This window comes from Curtobacterium sp. Leaf261 (genome assembly GCF_001422205.1).
GTDB lineage: Bacteria > Actinomycetota > Actinomycetes > Actinomycetales > Microbacteriaceae > Curtobacterium.
In genome coordinates, this window is the sequence record NZ_LMMJ01000001.1 from 424,655 (window position 1) to 440,656 (window position 16,002).

A 16,002-nucleotide genomic window follows, 5' to 3' on the forward strand; every position below is an offset into this window, starting at 1 on the left:
GGTGGTCGGCGTGCCGCCCGTCCGCACAGATCGGTCGGAGCCTAGTCTGCAATCGTGTCCGACACCCAAGAAGCGAGCCAGGAGCCCGAGGCGTTCGCCCGACTCCGTGCGTTCGTGTCCGAGGCGGCGACCCGACCGGAGACCACCGTCACCGAGATCCCGTCCCCGAGCCGCATCGCACCGTTCTCGCTCGCGCTGGCGGCGGACGTCTCCGGTGTCGCGCACGGCGTCGACTCGGACCTGGGCACCGGACGGTTCATCGCCCTCTACGACCCGGAGGAACCCGACGAGTGGAACGGGCCGTTCCGCATCGTGACGTTCGCCCAGGCTCCGCTCGAGCCGGAGATCGGCGTCGACGAGTTCGTCGCCGATGTCACGTGGAGCTGGCTCGTGGACGCCCTCGCGGCGCACGGTGCGACCTACTCGCACGCGTCCGGCACGGCCACCAAGATCATCTCCCGCGGCTACGGCGAGCTGAGCGCACAGGGCGACGGTGCCCAGCTCGAACTCCGTGCGTCGTGGACCCCGACCGACGACGACCTGACGGCACACGTCGAGGCCTGGCAGGACATCGTCGCGATGCTCGCCGGTCTCCCGCCCGCTGCCGACGGCGTCACGCTCCTCGCGCCCCGGAGGCTCGCCCGTGACTGACCCGAACACCACGCCCACCTCGGCCACCTCGGCCACCTCGGCGGAGCAGGCCGACGGCCGTCCGGCACGGTCCCGCTCCCGGCGTGTGAGCCGCGCTGCCGGACCGGGCACCCAGGGACGACCGGGCAACCCGGCCAAGGTCGCCGAGCCGTCGCCGATGACCGCTGACGGCCATCCCCGCGTCGCTCCACCGGCCCGTCCCGACCCGACGCCCGAGCCGGCCGCGGAGCCGGGGGTCGAGGACACCCACGTCACGGTCGGGGCGATCGAGGACCGCGAGGCCTACCTCACCGCCGTCGCAGCGATCGCAGCGGGTCACGGTCCGGTCGCCGTCGACGCCGAGCGCGCGAGCGGCTACCGGTACTCGCAGCGCGCCTACCTCATCCAGGTCTTCCGGCGCGGCGCCGGTGTGTTCCTCTTCGACCCGATCGCCCTCACGGCGGCGACCCCGTCCGGGGAGCCGGCGGACGCGTTCGTCGAACTGCAGGACGCGATCGGCGACGAGGAGTGGGTGTTCCACGCCGCGAGCCAGGACCTTGCGTGCCTCGATGAGCTCGGCCTCGTCCCGGACCGGATCTTCGACACCGAGCTCGGCGCACGGATCGCCGGGCTCCCCCGGGTCGGCCTCGGCGCGGTCGTCGAGGAGCTGCTCGGGGTCCACCTCGCCAAGGAGCACTCCGCCGCCGACTGGTCGACGCGGCCGCTCCCCCAGGCGTGGCTCGTGTACGCCGCACTCGACGTGGAACTGCTCATCGACCTCCGCGACGCGATGGCCGCGCGGCTCGACGCCGCCGGCAAGAACCGGATGGCGTCCGAGGAGTTCGATGCCGTCCTGCACCGCGCACCGAAGCCCCCGAAGGCCGAGCCGTGGCGCCGACTCTCCGGCATGCACACGCTCCGCGGCCAGCGCGCGCTGGCGATCGCCCGGTCGATGTGGTTCGCCAGGGACGCGTTCGCGCAGGAGACCGACATCGCACCGGGGCGCACCGTCCCGGACGCTGCGATCGTCGCCGCTGCCGCCGCGAACCCCGCGTCGCGCAAGGAGCTCTCGAGCATCAAGTCGTTCACCGGCCGGGCGAGCCGCTCCGAGATCGACCGCTGGTGGGCTGCGCTCGAGGAGGGGCGCCAGACCACCGACCTGCCGAGCCTCCGCAGCACCGGTGAGCCGACCCTGCCGCCGCCACGCGCCTGGATCGACCGCAACCCACCCGCCGACCGTCGGTACAAGGCGGCCCGGGCGGCGATCGCGACGCGCGCCGACGAGATCGACGTGCCGGTCGAGAACCTCCTGACGCCGGACACCCTGCGGACCGTCTCGTGGGACCCGCCGACCGAGCTGACGGACGAGGCCGTGGCCGCGGCCCTGACCGCGCTCGGCGCCCGTCCGTGGCAGGTCGAGGAGACGTCATCGAGGATCGCGGCGGCGTTTGTCGCAGCGGAACAGCCGGACGCGCCGGAGCCCGAGCAGACGTCGTAGGTTCCCTGCAACCGATTGCTGCCGTCCAGCCGCCGTCGATAGCGTCACCCGTGATCGAGGAAGATCTGGAGGCACTGTGACCAAGGCATCAGACGTCGTTTTCGTTGACGGCGTACGCACCCCGTTCGGACGAGCCGGCGAGAAGGGGGTGTTCTGGAACACCCGGGCCGACGACCTCGCCACGCATGCGATGCGCGGCCTGCTGGACCGGAACGCGTCGCTCGACGGTGCCGCCGTGGACGACGTCGCCGTCGCCGCGACGACGCAGCAGGGTGACCAGGGTCTGACGCTCGGCCGGACCGTGGGGATGCTCGCGGGCCTCCCGTCATCGGTGCCCGGGTACGCGATCGACCGGATGTGCGCCGGTGCCATGACGAGCGTCACCACGCTCGCAGGCGCGATCGCCTTCGGTGCGGCCGACGTCGCCATCGCCGGCGGTGTCGAGCACATGGGGCGTCACCCGATGGGGTTCGGCGCCGACCCGAACCCGCGGTTCCTCGCCGAGCGCATGGTCGCCGGCGACGCCCTCGTGATGGGCAACACCGCCGAGCGCCTCCACGACCGCTTCCCCGCGATCACGAAGGACCGCACCGACGCCTTCGCCGTCCGGTCACAGCAGCGGTACCAGGCGGCGTGGGAGGCCGGCAAGCACCAGCCGGACATCATCCCGGTCGCGACCGCGACGGACAGCGGATGGGACGTCATCGACAGCGACGAACCACCGCGACCCGGCACCACCCTGGAGGGCCTGGCTGCGTTGAAGACGCCGTTCCGGTCCCATGGACGGGTCACCGCCGGCAACGCAGCGGGACTCAACGACGGGTCGACGATGGCGCTGCTCGCGTCGACGGCCGGGGCCGCGCAGCACGGACTCGGTGTCAAGATGCGGATGGTGTCGTTCGCGTTCGCGGGCGTCGACCCGGAGGTCATGGGCGTCGGCCCGGTGCCGGCGACCGACAAGGCCCTCGCGAAGGCGGGGCTGACGATCGACGACATCGGGCTGTTCGAGATCAACGAGGCGTTCGCGGTGCAGGTGCTCGCGTTCCTCGACAACTACGGCATCCCCGAGGACTCCACGGACGTCAACCCGTGGGGTGGCGCGATCGCCGTCGGGCACCCGCTCGCCTCGTCCGGGGTCCGACTCATGTCGCAGCTCGCGGCGGAGTTCGCCGAGCGTCCCGACGTGGAGTACGGCATCACGACGATGTGCATCGGCCTCGGCCAGGGCGGCACCGTCATCTGGGAGAACCCCCACTACTCACGGAGTGCAGCACGCGCCGCGCGTTCCGTGCGTCCGGCACGTTCGTCGCGGAAGGCGGCTTGACCATGACCGACACCACCACCACGGCGTCCGATCGCCTCGAGGAGCTCTCCGCCGACGAGGTCGTCACGAACGCCTTCGTCAAGCACGTCCCGCTCCCGTCCGGCGGCTCGCTCGCGCTCATCACCCTCGACAACGGCAAGGACTACAAGCGCCCGAACACCCTCGGTCCGCGATCGCTCCGCGCCCTGTCGGACGCTCTGGACGAGGTCCGGGCCGCGGCGTCGCGTGGCGAGATCCGCGCGGCGGCGATCACCGGCAAGCAGTACTGCTTGGCGGCCGGTGCCGACCTCTCCCAGGCGTCGCAGGTCCCCGACCGTGACACCGCACTGGCACTGGCTCGGCTCGGCCACGCGACGCTCCGCAAGCTCGGTGACCTGGGCGTGCCGTCGTTCGCGTTCGTGAACGGCATGGCGCTCGGCGGCGGGCTCGAGGTGGCGCTGCACTGCACCTACCGGGCCTTCTCGTCCGCGGCCGCGGGGATCGGCCTCCCCGAGGTGTTCCTCGGGATCATCCCTGGTTGGGGCGGTGCGACGCTGCTCCCCCGGCTGATCGGACCGGAACGCGCGCTCAAGGTCATCGTGGAGAACCCGTTGAAGAACAACCGCCTGATGACCGGGCCGCAGGCGGTGGAGCTCGGAGTGGGCGACGAGCTGATCGCGTCGGCGATGTTCATCCCTGACGCCGTCAAGTGGGCCGACCGTGTCCTCGGCGGTGCGACGACGGTCAAGCGACCGTACGAGCCCGGCATCGCGCAGAAGGCCACCTGGTCCACGGTCGTCAAGGTCGCCAGGTCGCAGGTCACCGACAAGATCGGCACCGTCCCGAAGTCACCGTTCCGCGCTCTCGACCTCGTCGCCGGCGCACGCTCCGGGTCGCTCGACGACCGGTTCGCCGACGAGGACGAGGCCCTCGCGGACCTCATCACGGGCGACCAGTTCGCCGCGTCGATGTACGCGTTCGACCTCGTGCAGAAGCGCGCGAAGCGACCCGTCGGTGCGCCGGATGTCGAGCCGCGGAAGATCACCAAGGTCGGTGTCCTCGGTGCCGGGCTCATGGCCTCGCAGTTCGCGGAGCTCTTCGCTCGGCGGCTCGGCGTCCCCGTGGTGATCACCGACCTCGACCAGGACCGCGTCGACGCCGGGGTCGCGCGCATCCACGCCTCGATCGACGCCCTGCTCGCCAAGGGCCGGACGAACCCGGACGACGCGAACCGCTTCAAGGCGCTCGTGTCCGGGTCCGTGTCGCTCGAACCGTTCGCCGACGCCGACTGGGTGATCGAGGCGGTGTTCGAGGAGCTCTCCGTCAAGCGGGAGGTCCTGGCCCGCGTCGAGAAGGTGATCGCGCCGGACGCGATCCTCGCGACGAACACCTCGTCACTGTCCGTCGATGCGATGGCATCCGCGCTGACCTCGCCCGAACGGCTGGTCGGGTTCCACTTCTTCAACCCGGTGGCCGTGATGCCCTTGGTCGAGGTGGTGCGTGGCGCGGCGACCTCGGACGAGGCCGTGTCGACCGCGCTCTCCGTCGCGAAGCTCCTGAAGAAGACCGCGATCATCACCGCCGACCGTCCGGGCTTCGTCGTGAACCGGGTGCTCGCCCGGGTCCTCGGCGAGGCGATGCGGGGCGTCGAGGAGGGCACGCCGTTCGAGGTCGTCGCCGAGGGTGCGGCCCCGCTCGGCCTGCCGATGTCCCCGTTCGAGCTGCTCGAGCTCGTCGGGCTCCCTGTCGGCGCGCACGTCCTGGACTCGCACCACGAGGCGTTCCCGGACCGCTACCACCCGGGCGACGGGCTGAAGCGGCTCGCGTCGTTCGGACACATCCTGACGCGCGACAAGAAGGGCCGGGCCACGGGCTACGACCCCGCCGCAGTGAAGCTCGTCGCACCCCCGAAGAAGGACGCCGCACCGGTCGATGCTGCCGAGATCCAGCGCCGCTTCGAGGACGGCCTCGCCGACGAGCTCCGACGGATGCTCGACGAGGGAGTCGTCTCCGCGGTCGAGGACATCGACCTCGGGATGATCCTCGGCGCGGGCTACCCGTTCCACTCCGGCGGGATCAGCCCCTACCTCGACCGCACGGGAGCGTCCGAGCGCGCCGCAGGCGGCCCGTTCCACGACCCGAGGGTGGTCGGCCCCGAGTCGCGCTGACGCGCTCCCGTCGAGAAGTGCCCATCTGTCGGGTCGAGCGAGCCACCCGACAGATGGGCACTTCTCGTCGGTCTGAAGGCCCGCCCCGCGCCCGCCCCACCGGCCAGCGCCTGAGCAGCATCAGCCCCGTCGGCTTTCGGAAGGACGACAGGGACGAACGCGACTGCTATCTCCGAGCACCCGGGGCGGACCGTGCACAACAGGGACACCGTACGGTCTCGACCTCAGCCGTCAGACACGCCAACTTCACCTGAACATCGCGGTAGATTTTGTCAGCTCGCCCGGCGTTCGCAGCGTTGATGATCGTAGCGATCCGGAGTGCCAATGGCGACGCCGAGGCCGACACAAGCCATCGCACGCGACTTCCAGCCAAGATGACTGGAATACCCACCGCGGACAGGCAGGCCGAGGCGACCGCGCCCCGATCGGCGCTGAACTCGGTCGCACTCAGCAGCACGCCCAGCAGGACGCACGGGGCGCACAGGATCGCGCAGACCGTGCCCCAGCGACCGCACATCAACCGCGCCAACACCACGGTTCCGACGCCAACGAAGGACAAGGTGGACATCATTGCCAGTGCGACAGCAATCCTCCACCAGCTCGAGACGGGGATGAGTGGCGCATCGAACGCGGCGACGGCAATCGAGATGAGTATCGGTGTCAACACGCACACGACCTCCCAAGCCCCAGCTCGGAGGCCGAGCCACCCTCTGAGCGATCTGATCCGAATGGATCGTTCCTGTGCTCGAGATATCGAACGCCGAGCCTCTGCGAGTCGATCCGAGAGACGAACAAGGGAGTACGAACCCAGCTGAACGGTGAGCCCGAAGGCGAGGGCTAGCTCAGGCACGACGATGAACAGCCTCGACGCATCCTGGCCACACAGAACCGTTTCAACCAGAATGGTGCTGCCCAACGCCATGACCACTGATGTCGACAACTGGGCAATCAAGCCCAGCAGGACACGAACTTGCGCGACCTCGTCAGACGTTCCTGAGATCTGCCGCCCGACAACTGCCACGTAGAATCCGGTCAGCATCGCGATGTGGGTGCCGATCAGCGCGTCGAAACTCGTCGCCGTGGCTTGCCCCACCGACGCGATTGCAGGCAGATTCGGCACTGCCCGCGCCATGAGGTCTTCGGGCTCGACTATCGTGGTCGTTCTCAGCATGCCGGTAACCGCGTAGATGAGCAGCGCGGCGCCCACGGTGGCAACGAGCACCTCGGTCACGACGACGCCCATCCGACGGCGCTCCTCGGTCAGGCCGTCATCCGTCACCGGTACACCTCCCGCCGATGCGCGACGCGGATGACCGTGACGATCATAACGGCATCAGCGACGTCGTAGATGACGCGGTGGTCGCCGACGCAGAGCCGCCAGGCGGATCGGGTGCCCACGAGCTTCTTCGCTCCATGGGGGTGTGGGTCGGTGGAGAGCAGTTCGATGGCGTCGAGCAAGTGAGTCCGGAGGGTCTTCGGGAGCTTCCGGATCTCTCTCGCTGCAGCAGAGGTGAACTCGACGGAGTAGCTGCTCACTCCTCGCTTCGGAGGTCGGCGAGGCTGATGCGGGAACCGTCATCGGCGGCCTTGCCAGCGTTGTACGCGGCGAGGTCAGCGGCGTTCTCGAGCCGTTCCAGCAGCTCGAGGTCTTCTGTACCGATGACGACGGCCGCGACCTTGCCGTTCCGCGTGACGGCGATGCGCTCGTGTCCGAAGCCCGCGCGGCCCATGACGCTCGCGAGGTCGGCTCGGAGCTCTCGCGTGGAGACACTCGCACTGATGCTGTTCATGTGTACACAGTAGCGCGTTGGTACCTTTTCCGTCCGTAGCCGCCCAGCATCGGCCTTCGCGCTGCGCATGAGAAGTGCCCATCTGTCGAGTGGTGCAGGCCACCCGACAGATGGGCACTTCTCGTTCGGAGAGGCGGAGGCAGCGTTAGCTCGCACGGACGCCGACAGACCGGTTCGGGACATCGGGGCAGTGAACGAATCGGGACCGGTGTCCCGAACCGGTCGGTGCTGGTCAGCCCCGCTGCGCGTTCGACGACGCGCGAGCAGCGTCACCACCCGCACCACCCGCACCACCCGCAGCACCGGACGGCGCCGGCTTCGCCTTCGGCAACTTCGTCCCGACGACCTGGTCGATGACGTCGCGGGCGATCGCCTGCGCAGACAGCCCGACGTCCGCGAGGATCTGGGACCGCGACGCGTGGTCGATGAACTCGTCGGGGAGCCCGAGCTCGTTCACTCCGGTGTCCACACCCGCCGCGCGGAGGTCCTGCCGCAGCCGGGTCCCGATGCCACCGACGCGGACACCGTCCTCGATCGTGATGACGAGCCGGTGGTCGCGAGCAAGGTCGACGAGGGACGCCGCGATCGGCACCACCCAGCGGGGGTCGACGACGGTCGCGCTGATCCCCTGCGCGTCGAGCAGGGTCGCGACCTCGAGCGCCGTCGGGACCATCGACCCGACGGCGACGATGAGGACGTCACCCGCGCCGGACGCATCGACGGCGTCGCGGAGCACGTCCACACCGTCGTCGAGTCGTCGCACGGCGTCGATGTCCGGGCCGACCGACCCCTTCGAGTAGCGGAGCACGGTCGGTCCGTCGTCGACGGCCACGGCCTCGGCGAGCTCTTCGCGGAGCGTCGCAGCATCGCGGGGCGCGGCCAGCCGGATCCCGGGCACGACCTGCAGGATCGCGAGGTCCCACATCCCGTGGTGGGACGGTCCGTCGGGCCCGGTCACCCCGGCACGGTCGAGCACGAACGTGACACCGGCTCTGTGCAGCGCGACGTCCATGAGCACCTGGTCGAAGGCACGGTTGACGAAGGTCGCGTACAGCGCCACGACGGGGTGCAGGCCACCGAACGCCAGGCCCGCGGCGGTCGTCACGGCGTGTTGCTCGGCGATCCCGACGTCGTAGACACGCTCCGGGTGCCGCTCCTGGAACCGGTGCAGACCGGTCGGCCGGAGCATGGCCGCTGTGATCGCCACGATCCGCTCGTCGGCATCCCCGAGGGTCGCGAGCGCCTCCGCGAACACCCCGGTCCACGTCGGGCCGCCGGACGCGTCGAGCGACTCGCCCGTCTCCGGGTCGATGTGCCCGACGGCGTGGAACATGTCGGCCGTGTCGCGGAGCGCCGGCTCGAAGCCGTGGCCCTTCTCCGTGATCACATGCACGATCGTCGGCGCGCCGTAGTCCTTGGCCTGACGGAACGCGGCTTCGAGGGCCCTCTCGTCGTGGCCGTCGACCGGTCCGATGTACTTGATGTCGAGGTTCGAGTACAGCGCCTCGTTGTTCGTGAAGCGGGACAGGAACCCGTGCATCCCCCCGCGGAGACCGCGGTAGACCGCACGCCCCGGATGCCCGAAGTGGTTCGCGAAGGCCTGCGTCCGCTCGAACATCTCGCGGTACTCCCGGCGGGTCCGTACCTGGTTCAGGAACCGTGCCATGCCACCGATCGTCGGCGCGTACGAGCGCCCGTTGTCGTTCACGACGATGACGAGGCGTCGGTCGTTGTCGTCGGAGATGTTGTTGAGCGCCTCCCACGTCATCCCGCCGGTGAGTGCCCCGTCCCCGACGACCGCGACGACGGTCCGGTCGGCCTGCCCGGTGAGCTGGTAGGCACGCGAGATGCCGTCAGCCCAGGAGAGGGAGGACGACGCGTGCGAGGACTCGACGATGTCGTGCTCGGACTCACGCCGCTGCGGGTAGCCGGCGAGACCACCGCGCTCCCGGAGGTGCGAGAAGTCCTGCCGTCCGGTGACGAGCTTGTGCACGTAGGACTGGTGTCCGGTGTCGAACACGAAGGGGTCCCGCGGCGAGTCGAACACACGGTGCATCGCGAGCGTCAGCTCGACGACACCGAGGTTCGGACCGAGGTGTCCGCCCGTCTTGGCGACCGAGGCGACCAGGAACCGGCGGATCTCCGCGGCCAGTTCGGTCATCTGCGCGTCCGAGAGACGCTTGAGGTCATGCGGCGACCGGATGTTCGAGAGCAGACTCACGGACGCTCCTTTCGTGCTGCCGGAAGGTTCAGTGTATGCGCGCAACCGACGCGCAGGCCGGAGGCGCCGTCCGGCCCGCCACGCGTGTTGCGGACCGGGACGAGATGACGGACGGGAGGCACGGTGCCAGCTGGCACCGTGCCTCCCGTCCGTCAGATGGGGACGTCAGTCACTCACACCAGCGACCGCAGCACGTACTGCAGGATGCCGCCGTTGCGGTAGTAGTCCGCCTCCCCGGGGGTGTCGATGCGCACCACGGCGTCGAACTCGATGGTCGACTTGCCGGCCGGCGAGTGGTCCGTCGGTGCGGCGCTCACGTGCACAGTCTTCGGCGTCGACCCGTCGTTGAGCACGTCGAGCCCGGTGATGGACACGACCTCCGTGCCGTCGAGTCCGAGCGAGTCCGCAGTCTCGCCCGCGGGGAACTGCAGCGGGACGACACCCATGCCGATCAGGTTCGACCGGTGGATCCGCTCGAAGCTCTCGGTGATGACCGCCTTCACGCCGAGCAGGTTCGTGCCCTTGGCCGCCCAGTCACGGGACGAGCCGGAGCCGTACTCCTTGCCACCGAAGATCACGAGCGGGGTGCCGACTGCCTGGTAGTGCTCCGAGGCGTCGTAGATGAACGCCTGGTCGCCGTCCGTGGTCGTGAAGTCACGGGTGTAGCCGCCCTCGACCCCGGCGCCACCGTTCTCGCTCGCGAGGAGCTGGTTGCGGAGCCGGATGTTGGCGAACGTGCCGCGGATCATGACCTCGTGGTTGCCGCGACGCGACCCGTAGGAGTTGAAGTCCTTGCGGTCGACCCCGTGCTCGGCGAGGTACTGCCCCGCGGGGCTGTCCGCCTTGATCGACCCGGCGGGCGAGATGTGGTCCGTGGTGACCGAGTCGCCGAGCTTCGCGAGGACCCGCGCGCCGGTGATGTCCGTGACCGGGGACGTCTCGATCGTCAGGCCCTCGAAGTACGGGGGCTTCCGCACGTAGGTGGAGTCCTCGGCCCACTCGAACGTGTCTCCGACCGGGGTGGGCAGCGACTTCCAGCGGTCGTCCCCCTCGAACACCGAGGCGTACTCGTGCGTGAACATGCCGGTGTCGATCGACGAGTCGATGACCTCCTGCACCTCGCCGGCGTCCGGCCAGATGTCCTTCAGGTAGACGTCGTTGCCGGAGCCGTCCTGGCCGAGTGCGTCGTTGTCGAAGTCGAAGTGCATCGACCCGGCGAGTGCGTACGCGATGACGAGGGGCGGCGACGCCAGGTAGTTCATCTTGACGTCCGGGTTGATGCGGCCTTCGAAGTTCCGGTTGCCGGAGAGGACCGCGGTCACCGCGAGGTCGTTGTCCTGCACGGCCTGCGAGATCTCGTCGGGCAGCGGGCCCGAGTTGCCGATGCAGGTGGTGCAGCCGTAGCCGACGGTGTAGAAGCCGAGGTCCTCGAGGTACCCGGTCAGACCGGCCTTCGCGTAGTAGTCCGTCACGACCTTCGAGCCGGGCGCCAGGGTGGTCTTGACCCACGGCTTGCTTTTCAGGCCCTTCTGCGACGCGTTGCGGGCGAGGAGCCCGGCCGCGAGCATGACCGACGGGTTCGACGTGTTCGTGCACGAGGTGATCGCTGCGATCGCGACCGCACCGTGGTCGATCGTGAACGGATCGCCGTCGGCGAGGGCGACCTGGACCGGCTTGGAGGCCGTGCTCGGCGCGCTCGACGCGAAGTGGGCGGCGTGCGCGGGCTTGGCCGACTCGGTGTCCGAGAGGGTCTCCTCGTCACCGGGGGACGCGGCCACCGGGTCGGACGCAGGGAAGGTGTCGGCGATCGCCTGGTCTTCCTCGCTGTGATCCGCGCTGGTGTAGTTCTCGAGGTCGACCTCGAACTGGCCCTTCGCGTGGTCGAGCTCGATGCGGTCCTGCGGGCGCTTCGGGCCGGCGATCGACGGCACGACGGTACCGAGGTCGAGCTCGAGGTACTCGGAGTAGTTCGGCTCGACGGACGCGTCGTGCCAGAGGCCCTGCAGCTTGGCGTAGGCCTCGACCAGCGCGATCTGCGCGTCGTCGCGACCCGTGAGCCGGAGGTAGTCGAGCGTGACGTCGTCGACCGGGAAGATCGCGGCCGTCGAACCGAACTCCGGGCTCATGTTGCCGATCGTGGCGCGGTTCGCGAGCGGCACGGCGGCGACGCCCTTGCCGTAGAACTCGACGAACTTGCCGACGACGCCGTGCTTCCGGAGCATCTGCGTGATCGTCAGCACGACGTCGGTCGCGGTGACGCCGGCCGGGATCGACCCGGAGAGCTTGAACCCGACGACCTTGGGGATGAGCATCGACACGGGCTGGCCGAGCATGGCCGCCTCGGCCTCGATCCCGCCGACGCCCCAGCCGAGCACGCCGAGGCCGTTCACCATGGTGGTGTGGGAGTCGGTGCCGACCAGGGTGTCCGGGTAGGCGAAGAGCTCGCCGCCGATCTGCCGGGTGTACGTGACGCGGGCCAGGTACTCGATGTTGACCTGGTGCACGATGCCGGTGCCCGGCGGGACGACCTTGAAGTCCTCGAACGCGGTCTGGCCCCAGCGGAGGAACTGGTAGCGCTCCCCGTTCCGCTCGTACTCGATGTCGGTGTTCCGCTGCAGTGCGTCCGACGAGCCGAAGAGGTCGGCGATGACGGAGTGGTCGATCACGAGCTCGGCGGGTGCGAGCGGGTTGATCTTGCGCGGGTCGCCGCCGATGTCGGCCATCGCCTCGCGCATGGTGGCGAGGTCGACGATGCACGGGACCCCGGTGAAGTCCTGCATCACCACGCGGGCCGGCGTGAACTGGATCTCGGTGTCGGGCTCGGCCGACGGCTGCCACGAGCCGAGGGCCCGGATCTGGGACTCGGTGACGTTCGCGCCGTCCTCGGTCCTGAGCAGGTTCTCGAGCAGCACCTTGAGGCTGTACGGGAGCGTCTCGTGGCCGGGGACGGTGTCGATGCGGTGCACCGCGTACTCGACGTCCCCGACGGTCAGCGTGTCCTTCGAACCGAAACTGTTCGGATGTTCTTCTGCAGCCACCGTGCCGCCTCCTTGCTGATCGGGATGCCCTCATCTTCGTGGGCCGTGGATGGTCCCACCAGCAAGGCAAGCCTAAGCCGGACGAGGCGAACCCGCCCGGCAAACTATCTTGATGTCGAGATAGATCCTACACCGCTCGCGGCTCGTCCGAGCCGTTGTCCACAGGCGAGTCCTGCCCGGGGACGACCGCGTCGGACGCGTCCTCCGGTGCCGACGAGCGGAACACCGTCCGGACGAGCAGCCAGGTGACCCAGAGGAGCGCTGCGTAGAGGGGCACACCGGTGATGAGCTTGATGCCGGCGAGCAGTTCGACCTCGGCCGCGAGGTAGAGCGGGATCTCAATGGCGAGCCGGAGCGCGAACAGCCCGGCCCACAGCCACGTCGCGACCGTCAGGACGCGGCGCTTGGCGGCGTCCTCCCGCCAGTCGTCGCCGTCCGGCAGCAGCACTCCGACGACGACGCCGATGAGGGGCCGCCGGATGACCAGGCTCGCGAGCACGACGACGAGGCAGACGATGTTGATGACGATGCCCGGGACGAAGTTGCTCTCCGCCTTCCCCGTGATGAGCGACAGCCCGGCCGAGATCGCGACGCCGAGGATCCCGGCGAGCGACGTGGCGAGGGACTGGCGCTGCAGGAGCCGGATCGCGACGAACACGAACGCGACGACGACCGGGATCACGACACTCGGGACGAGTTCGTGCGTGATCGCGTAGACCACGAGGAACGCGAACCCGGGCAGGATCGACTCGGCGAGCCCCCTGACGCCACCGACCGCGGTCAGCAGGGCCCGGCCGGACGGCGCCTCACCCGGGGCGACCTGTGCGATCCCGGCGCGCTGGACCGCGTCGCGCAGCTGCGCACCGATCGACAGCGGCTCCTCGCGCTCCGACGCGAGCGGATCCGCTCCGGGACGCTCCGCCGCGAGCGGATCCGCTCCGGGACGCTCCGCGTCGAGGTCGTGACGTTCGTCGTCGACTGGCACCGTGCCTCCAGGCTGTCGGCTCAGACGCCGGAGGTCGGCGTCGACTTCGGCATGTGCAGCGGGATGAGGTCGCGCGGGGGCATCGGGGTCGTGCCGCGCACCACGACGACGCTCCGGAAGAGCTCCTCGATGTCGTCGGCGGCACTCGGGTCCTCGGCCGCCCGGCCGGCGATCACGCCGCGCAGGAACCACCGGGGGCCATCGACGCCGATGAACCGTGCCGGACGGGTGCTGTCGGTGACGCCGTCGTCGCCGACCACCGGGACGGATGCGTGCAGTTCGGGGCCGAAGGGGCCGTCGACCTCATCCGCGACGCCGCCCTGGCGCTGGATCTGCTCGGCGATCTGCTCGCGGATCTCGTGCCAGAGACCGGTCGACCGCGGTGCGGCGAACGGCTGGACCTGCAGCGTGGAGTCCTCGTAGTCGAGGCCGACGGCGACGACACGCTGGGTCTCCTCCTCGACCTCGAGGCGCAGGTGCAGTCCTTCGCGCGGCAGGATCTTCACGCCGCCGAGGTCGACGTACGGACGGACCGGATTCGCCTCGTTCTCGTCGAGCGGACCGTTCTCCTCGCGGTCCTCCGGCGCCGACTTGTCGGTCGGCAGGAGCGCGATCGCGTCGTCGAGCTCGGCGTCCGCCTCGGTCGCGATCTCGACCTCCGGGGTGGTCTCGACGAGCTCCACCTCGTCAGCGGGCTCCGTGCCCTTCTTGCCTCTGCCGATCCTCATGCGGGGTTCCCTTCCAGGTCTGGGGTGACGTCGTGGTCCTCGGTCGGGCCGGCTGCGACCGTGCGCACGGGCTCGGCGGCGTAGCCGGAGGAACCGAAGCCGCCCTCGCCCCGCACACTGTCCGGGAGCTCGTCCACGGCCACGAAACGGACGGCGGGGACCGGCATCACGATCATCTGTGCGATGCGGTCGCCCGCGGTGATCGTGTAGGCCTCGGACGCATCCGTGTTCAGCAGGGCGACCTTGACCTCGCCGCGGTAGCCGGAGTCGATCGTGCCGGGTGCGTTGACGATGGTGATGCCGTGCTTGGCGGCGAGACCGCTCCGGGGCACGACGAACGCGGCGTACCCGTCCGGCAGCGCGATGCGGAGGCCCGTCCCGACGAGGCGACGTTCGCCCGGTTCGAGGACGACCGACTCGGTCGACACGAGATCGGCGCCGGCGTCGCCGGGATGGGCGTGGCCGGGGGCGTTCTCCCCGGTCCAGAACACGTCGACGGCAGCAGTCACGTGACGAGGGTAGTGCACCGCGCATGAGGGTCCGGCTGGCCTCTCCGACCGAGCACGCAGGTCGGTGCCGTGCAGTCGTGATCGAATAGGAGCGTGACCGTGTACCGCGAACGCCTCTGGGCTCCCTGGACGCTCTACCTCGCCACTGCCCTCGTGATCCCGGCGAGCCTGCTGGTCTTCCTGCCGATCAACGTGACGGTCGGCGTGATCGTCGCGATCGGCATGTACGCGGCCGCGGTCGCGCTGCTCATCGTGCTCGCCCCGGTCGTCGAGGTGACGGACACCGAGTTCCGCGCCGGGCGCGCCCGACTGCCCCGCTCGGCCGTCGGGGACGTCACGGGGTTCGTCGGGGCCGCTGCGACCACCCAGCGCGGCCCGGCGCTCGATGCCAGGGCATGGATCCTCTTCCGCGGGTACGTCCGCGACGTCGTCCGCGTGCAGGTCGCCGACGCCGCGGACCCGACGCCGTACTGGCTCGTGTCCGTCCGGCACCCGGAGAAGGTGGTCGAGGCGCTCAGCGCCTGACGGCCCAGCCGGTCCGGACGGGAGGCACGGTGCCGGTCGACGACGAACGGCGCCGGTCCCGGAGATGGGGACCGACGCCGTCGTGTCGTGCGTGATGCAGCGGGTCGCTCAGAGCGAGGCGCACTCCACGCAGATCGGGCCGAGCTTCGTCTCGTGGTCCAGCTGCGAGCGGTGCTTCACGAGGAAGCACTCGACGCAGGTGAACTCGTCGACCTGGGGCGGGAGGACCACGACGTCGAGGTCGACGTCCGAGAGGTCCTGCCCGGCGAGTTCGAAGCTGCCGGGGTTGTCGGCGTCGTCGACGTCCACGACCCCCGACATCTTGTCGGGAACGCGCTCCTTCAGTGCCTCGATCGACTCGGAGTCCGAGTCGTCGTTCTTCCGAGGGGCGTCATAGTCGGTGGCCATGCCCATCCGTTTCTGGTTGGAAAGAAGTCGTTGCCGGGATCGGCGGCGACAGTTTGCATCACCGTGGCCGCTTTCGCAAACCGGGTCCGTGATCGGATGATCGACGGCTGGTGCTGGCTGTGCAACCTGATGACCGGCCTGCCTATTCCCGGCTCCGGATCGGCGCCCATCCGCGCGGCGCGCCCACGATCTCCCAGTG

14 protein-coding genes are annotated in these 16,002 nt (G+C 69.8%); 5 read left to right on the forward strand and 9 right to left on the reverse strand.

Annotated features, from left to right (window positions below):
• The first annotated feature begins 54 nt into the window (after nt 1–54).
• The 4 genes from ASF23_RS01885 to ASF23_RS01900 all read left to right on the forward strand — a co-directional run bounded on the left by ASF23_RS01885 (nt 55) and on the right by ASF23_RS01900 (nt 5,599).
• The gene (locus tag ASF23_RS01885) at nt 55–651 is read left to right on the forward strand and encodes a DUF3000 domain-containing protein (protein WP_055948082.1); all 597 of its coding nucleotides are present in this window, start codon (nt 55–57) and stop codon (nt 649–651) included.
• A 157-nt stretch (nt 652–808) separates the two neighbouring features.
• Nucleotides 809–2,128 carry an HRDC domain-containing protein gene (locus tag ASF23_RS01890; RefSeq protein WP_082473776.1) on the forward strand — a complete coding sequence of 440 codons (1,320 nt, stop codon included), beginning with the start codon at nt 809–811 and terminating at the stop codon, nt 2,126–2,128.
• A gap of 76 nt (nt 2,129–2,204) precedes the next feature.
• Nucleotides 2,205–3,452, forward strand: a complete 1,248-nt coding sequence (locus ASF23_RS01895; RefSeq protein WP_055948085.1) for a thiolase family protein — start codon at nt 2,205–2,207, stop codon at nt 3,450–3,452.
• 2 nt (nt 3,453–3,454) lie between these two features.
• Complete coding sequence (locus tag ASF23_RS01900) at nt 3,455–5,599, forward strand: 3-hydroxyacyl-CoA dehydrogenase NAD-binding domain-containing protein (protein WP_055948088.1); 2,145 nt, start codon at nt 3,455–3,457, stop codon at nt 5,597–5,599.
• Nucleotides 5,600–5,765: 166 nt separating this feature from the next.
• Here the strand turns inward: ASF23_RS01900 and ASF23_RS01905 are convergent, their stop codons facing one another.
• The 8 genes from ASF23_RS01905 to dut form a co-directional block, all read right to left on the reverse strand.
• A complete protein-coding gene (locus tag ASF23_RS01905) occupies nt 5,766–6,878 on the reverse strand; it encodes a hypothetical protein (RefSeq protein ID WP_055948091.1) in 1,113 nt (370 codons plus the stop codon).
• Complete coding sequence (locus ASF23_RS01910) at nt 6,875–7,135, reverse strand: type II toxin-antitoxin system RelE family toxin (RefSeq protein WP_055948094.1); 261 nt, start codon at nt 7,133–7,135, stop codon at nt 6,875–6,877. The genes ASF23_RS01905 and ASF23_RS01910 overlap by 4 nt, the downstream gene beginning before the upstream one ends.
• The gene (locus tag ASF23_RS01915; RefSeq protein ID WP_055948097.1) at nt 7,132–7,389 is read right to left on the reverse strand and encodes a type II toxin-antitoxin system Phd/YefM family antitoxin; all 258 of its coding nucleotides are present in this window, start codon (nt 7,387–7,389) and stop codon (nt 7,132–7,134) included. Before ASF23_RS01915 ends, ASF23_RS01910 begins: the two co-directional genes overlap by 4 nt.
• 232 nt (nt 7,390–7,621) lie before the next feature.
• A complete protein-coding gene (dxs, locus tag ASF23_RS01920; protein ID WP_082473705.1) occupies nt 7,622–9,610 on the reverse strand; it encodes a 1-deoxy-D-xylulose-5-phosphate synthase in 1,989 nt (662 codons plus the stop codon).
• A gap of 173 nt (nt 9,611–9,783) precedes the next feature.
• Nucleotides 9,784–12,648 (reverse strand): aconitate hydratase AcnA, encoded by a 2,865-nt coding sequence (gene acnA / locus ASF23_RS01925; protein ID WP_055948101.1) that lies wholly within the window; start codon nt 12,646–12,648, stop codon nt 9,784–9,786.
• Between the two features lie 127 nt (nt 12,649–12,775).
• Nucleotides 12,776–13,633 (reverse strand): DUF3159 domain-containing protein, encoded by an 858-nt coding sequence (locus tag ASF23_RS01930; protein ID WP_235510737.1) that lies wholly within the window; start codon nt 13,631–13,633, stop codon nt 12,776–12,778.
• 20 nt (nt 13,634–13,653) lie between these two features.
• Nucleotides 13,654–14,361: a DUF3710 domain-containing protein gene (locus ASF23_RS01935; RefSeq protein WP_082473706.1), complete on the reverse strand. Its 708-nt coding sequence runs from the start codon at nt 14,359–14,361 to the stop codon at nt 13,654–13,656.
• Nucleotides 14,358–14,870, reverse strand: a complete 513-nt coding sequence (dut, locus tag ASF23_RS01940) for a dUTP diphosphatase (RefSeq protein WP_082473707.1) — start codon at nt 14,868–14,870, stop codon at nt 14,358–14,360. The genes ASF23_RS01935 and dut overlap by 4 nt, the downstream gene beginning before the upstream one ends.
• Before the next feature lie 93 nt (nt 14,871–14,963).
• Between dut and ASF23_RS01945 the strand changes: the two genes are divergently transcribed.
• Nucleotides 14,964–15,395 (forward strand): DUF3093 domain-containing protein, encoded by a 432-nt coding sequence (locus tag ASF23_RS01945; protein WP_055948103.1) that lies wholly within the window; start codon nt 14,964–14,966, stop codon nt 15,393–15,395.
• A gap of 108 nt (nt 15,396–15,503) precedes the next feature.
• On the opposite strand, the gene ASF23_RS01950 is transcribed toward ASF23_RS01945, so the two are convergent.
• On the reverse strand, nt 15,504–15,803 hold the full coding sequence (locus tag ASF23_RS01950; protein WP_055949098.1) for a DUF4193 domain-containing protein: 300 nt from the start codon (nt 15,801–15,803) through the stop codon (nt 15,504–15,506).
• Nucleotides 15,804–16,002: the final 199 nt, after the last annotated feature.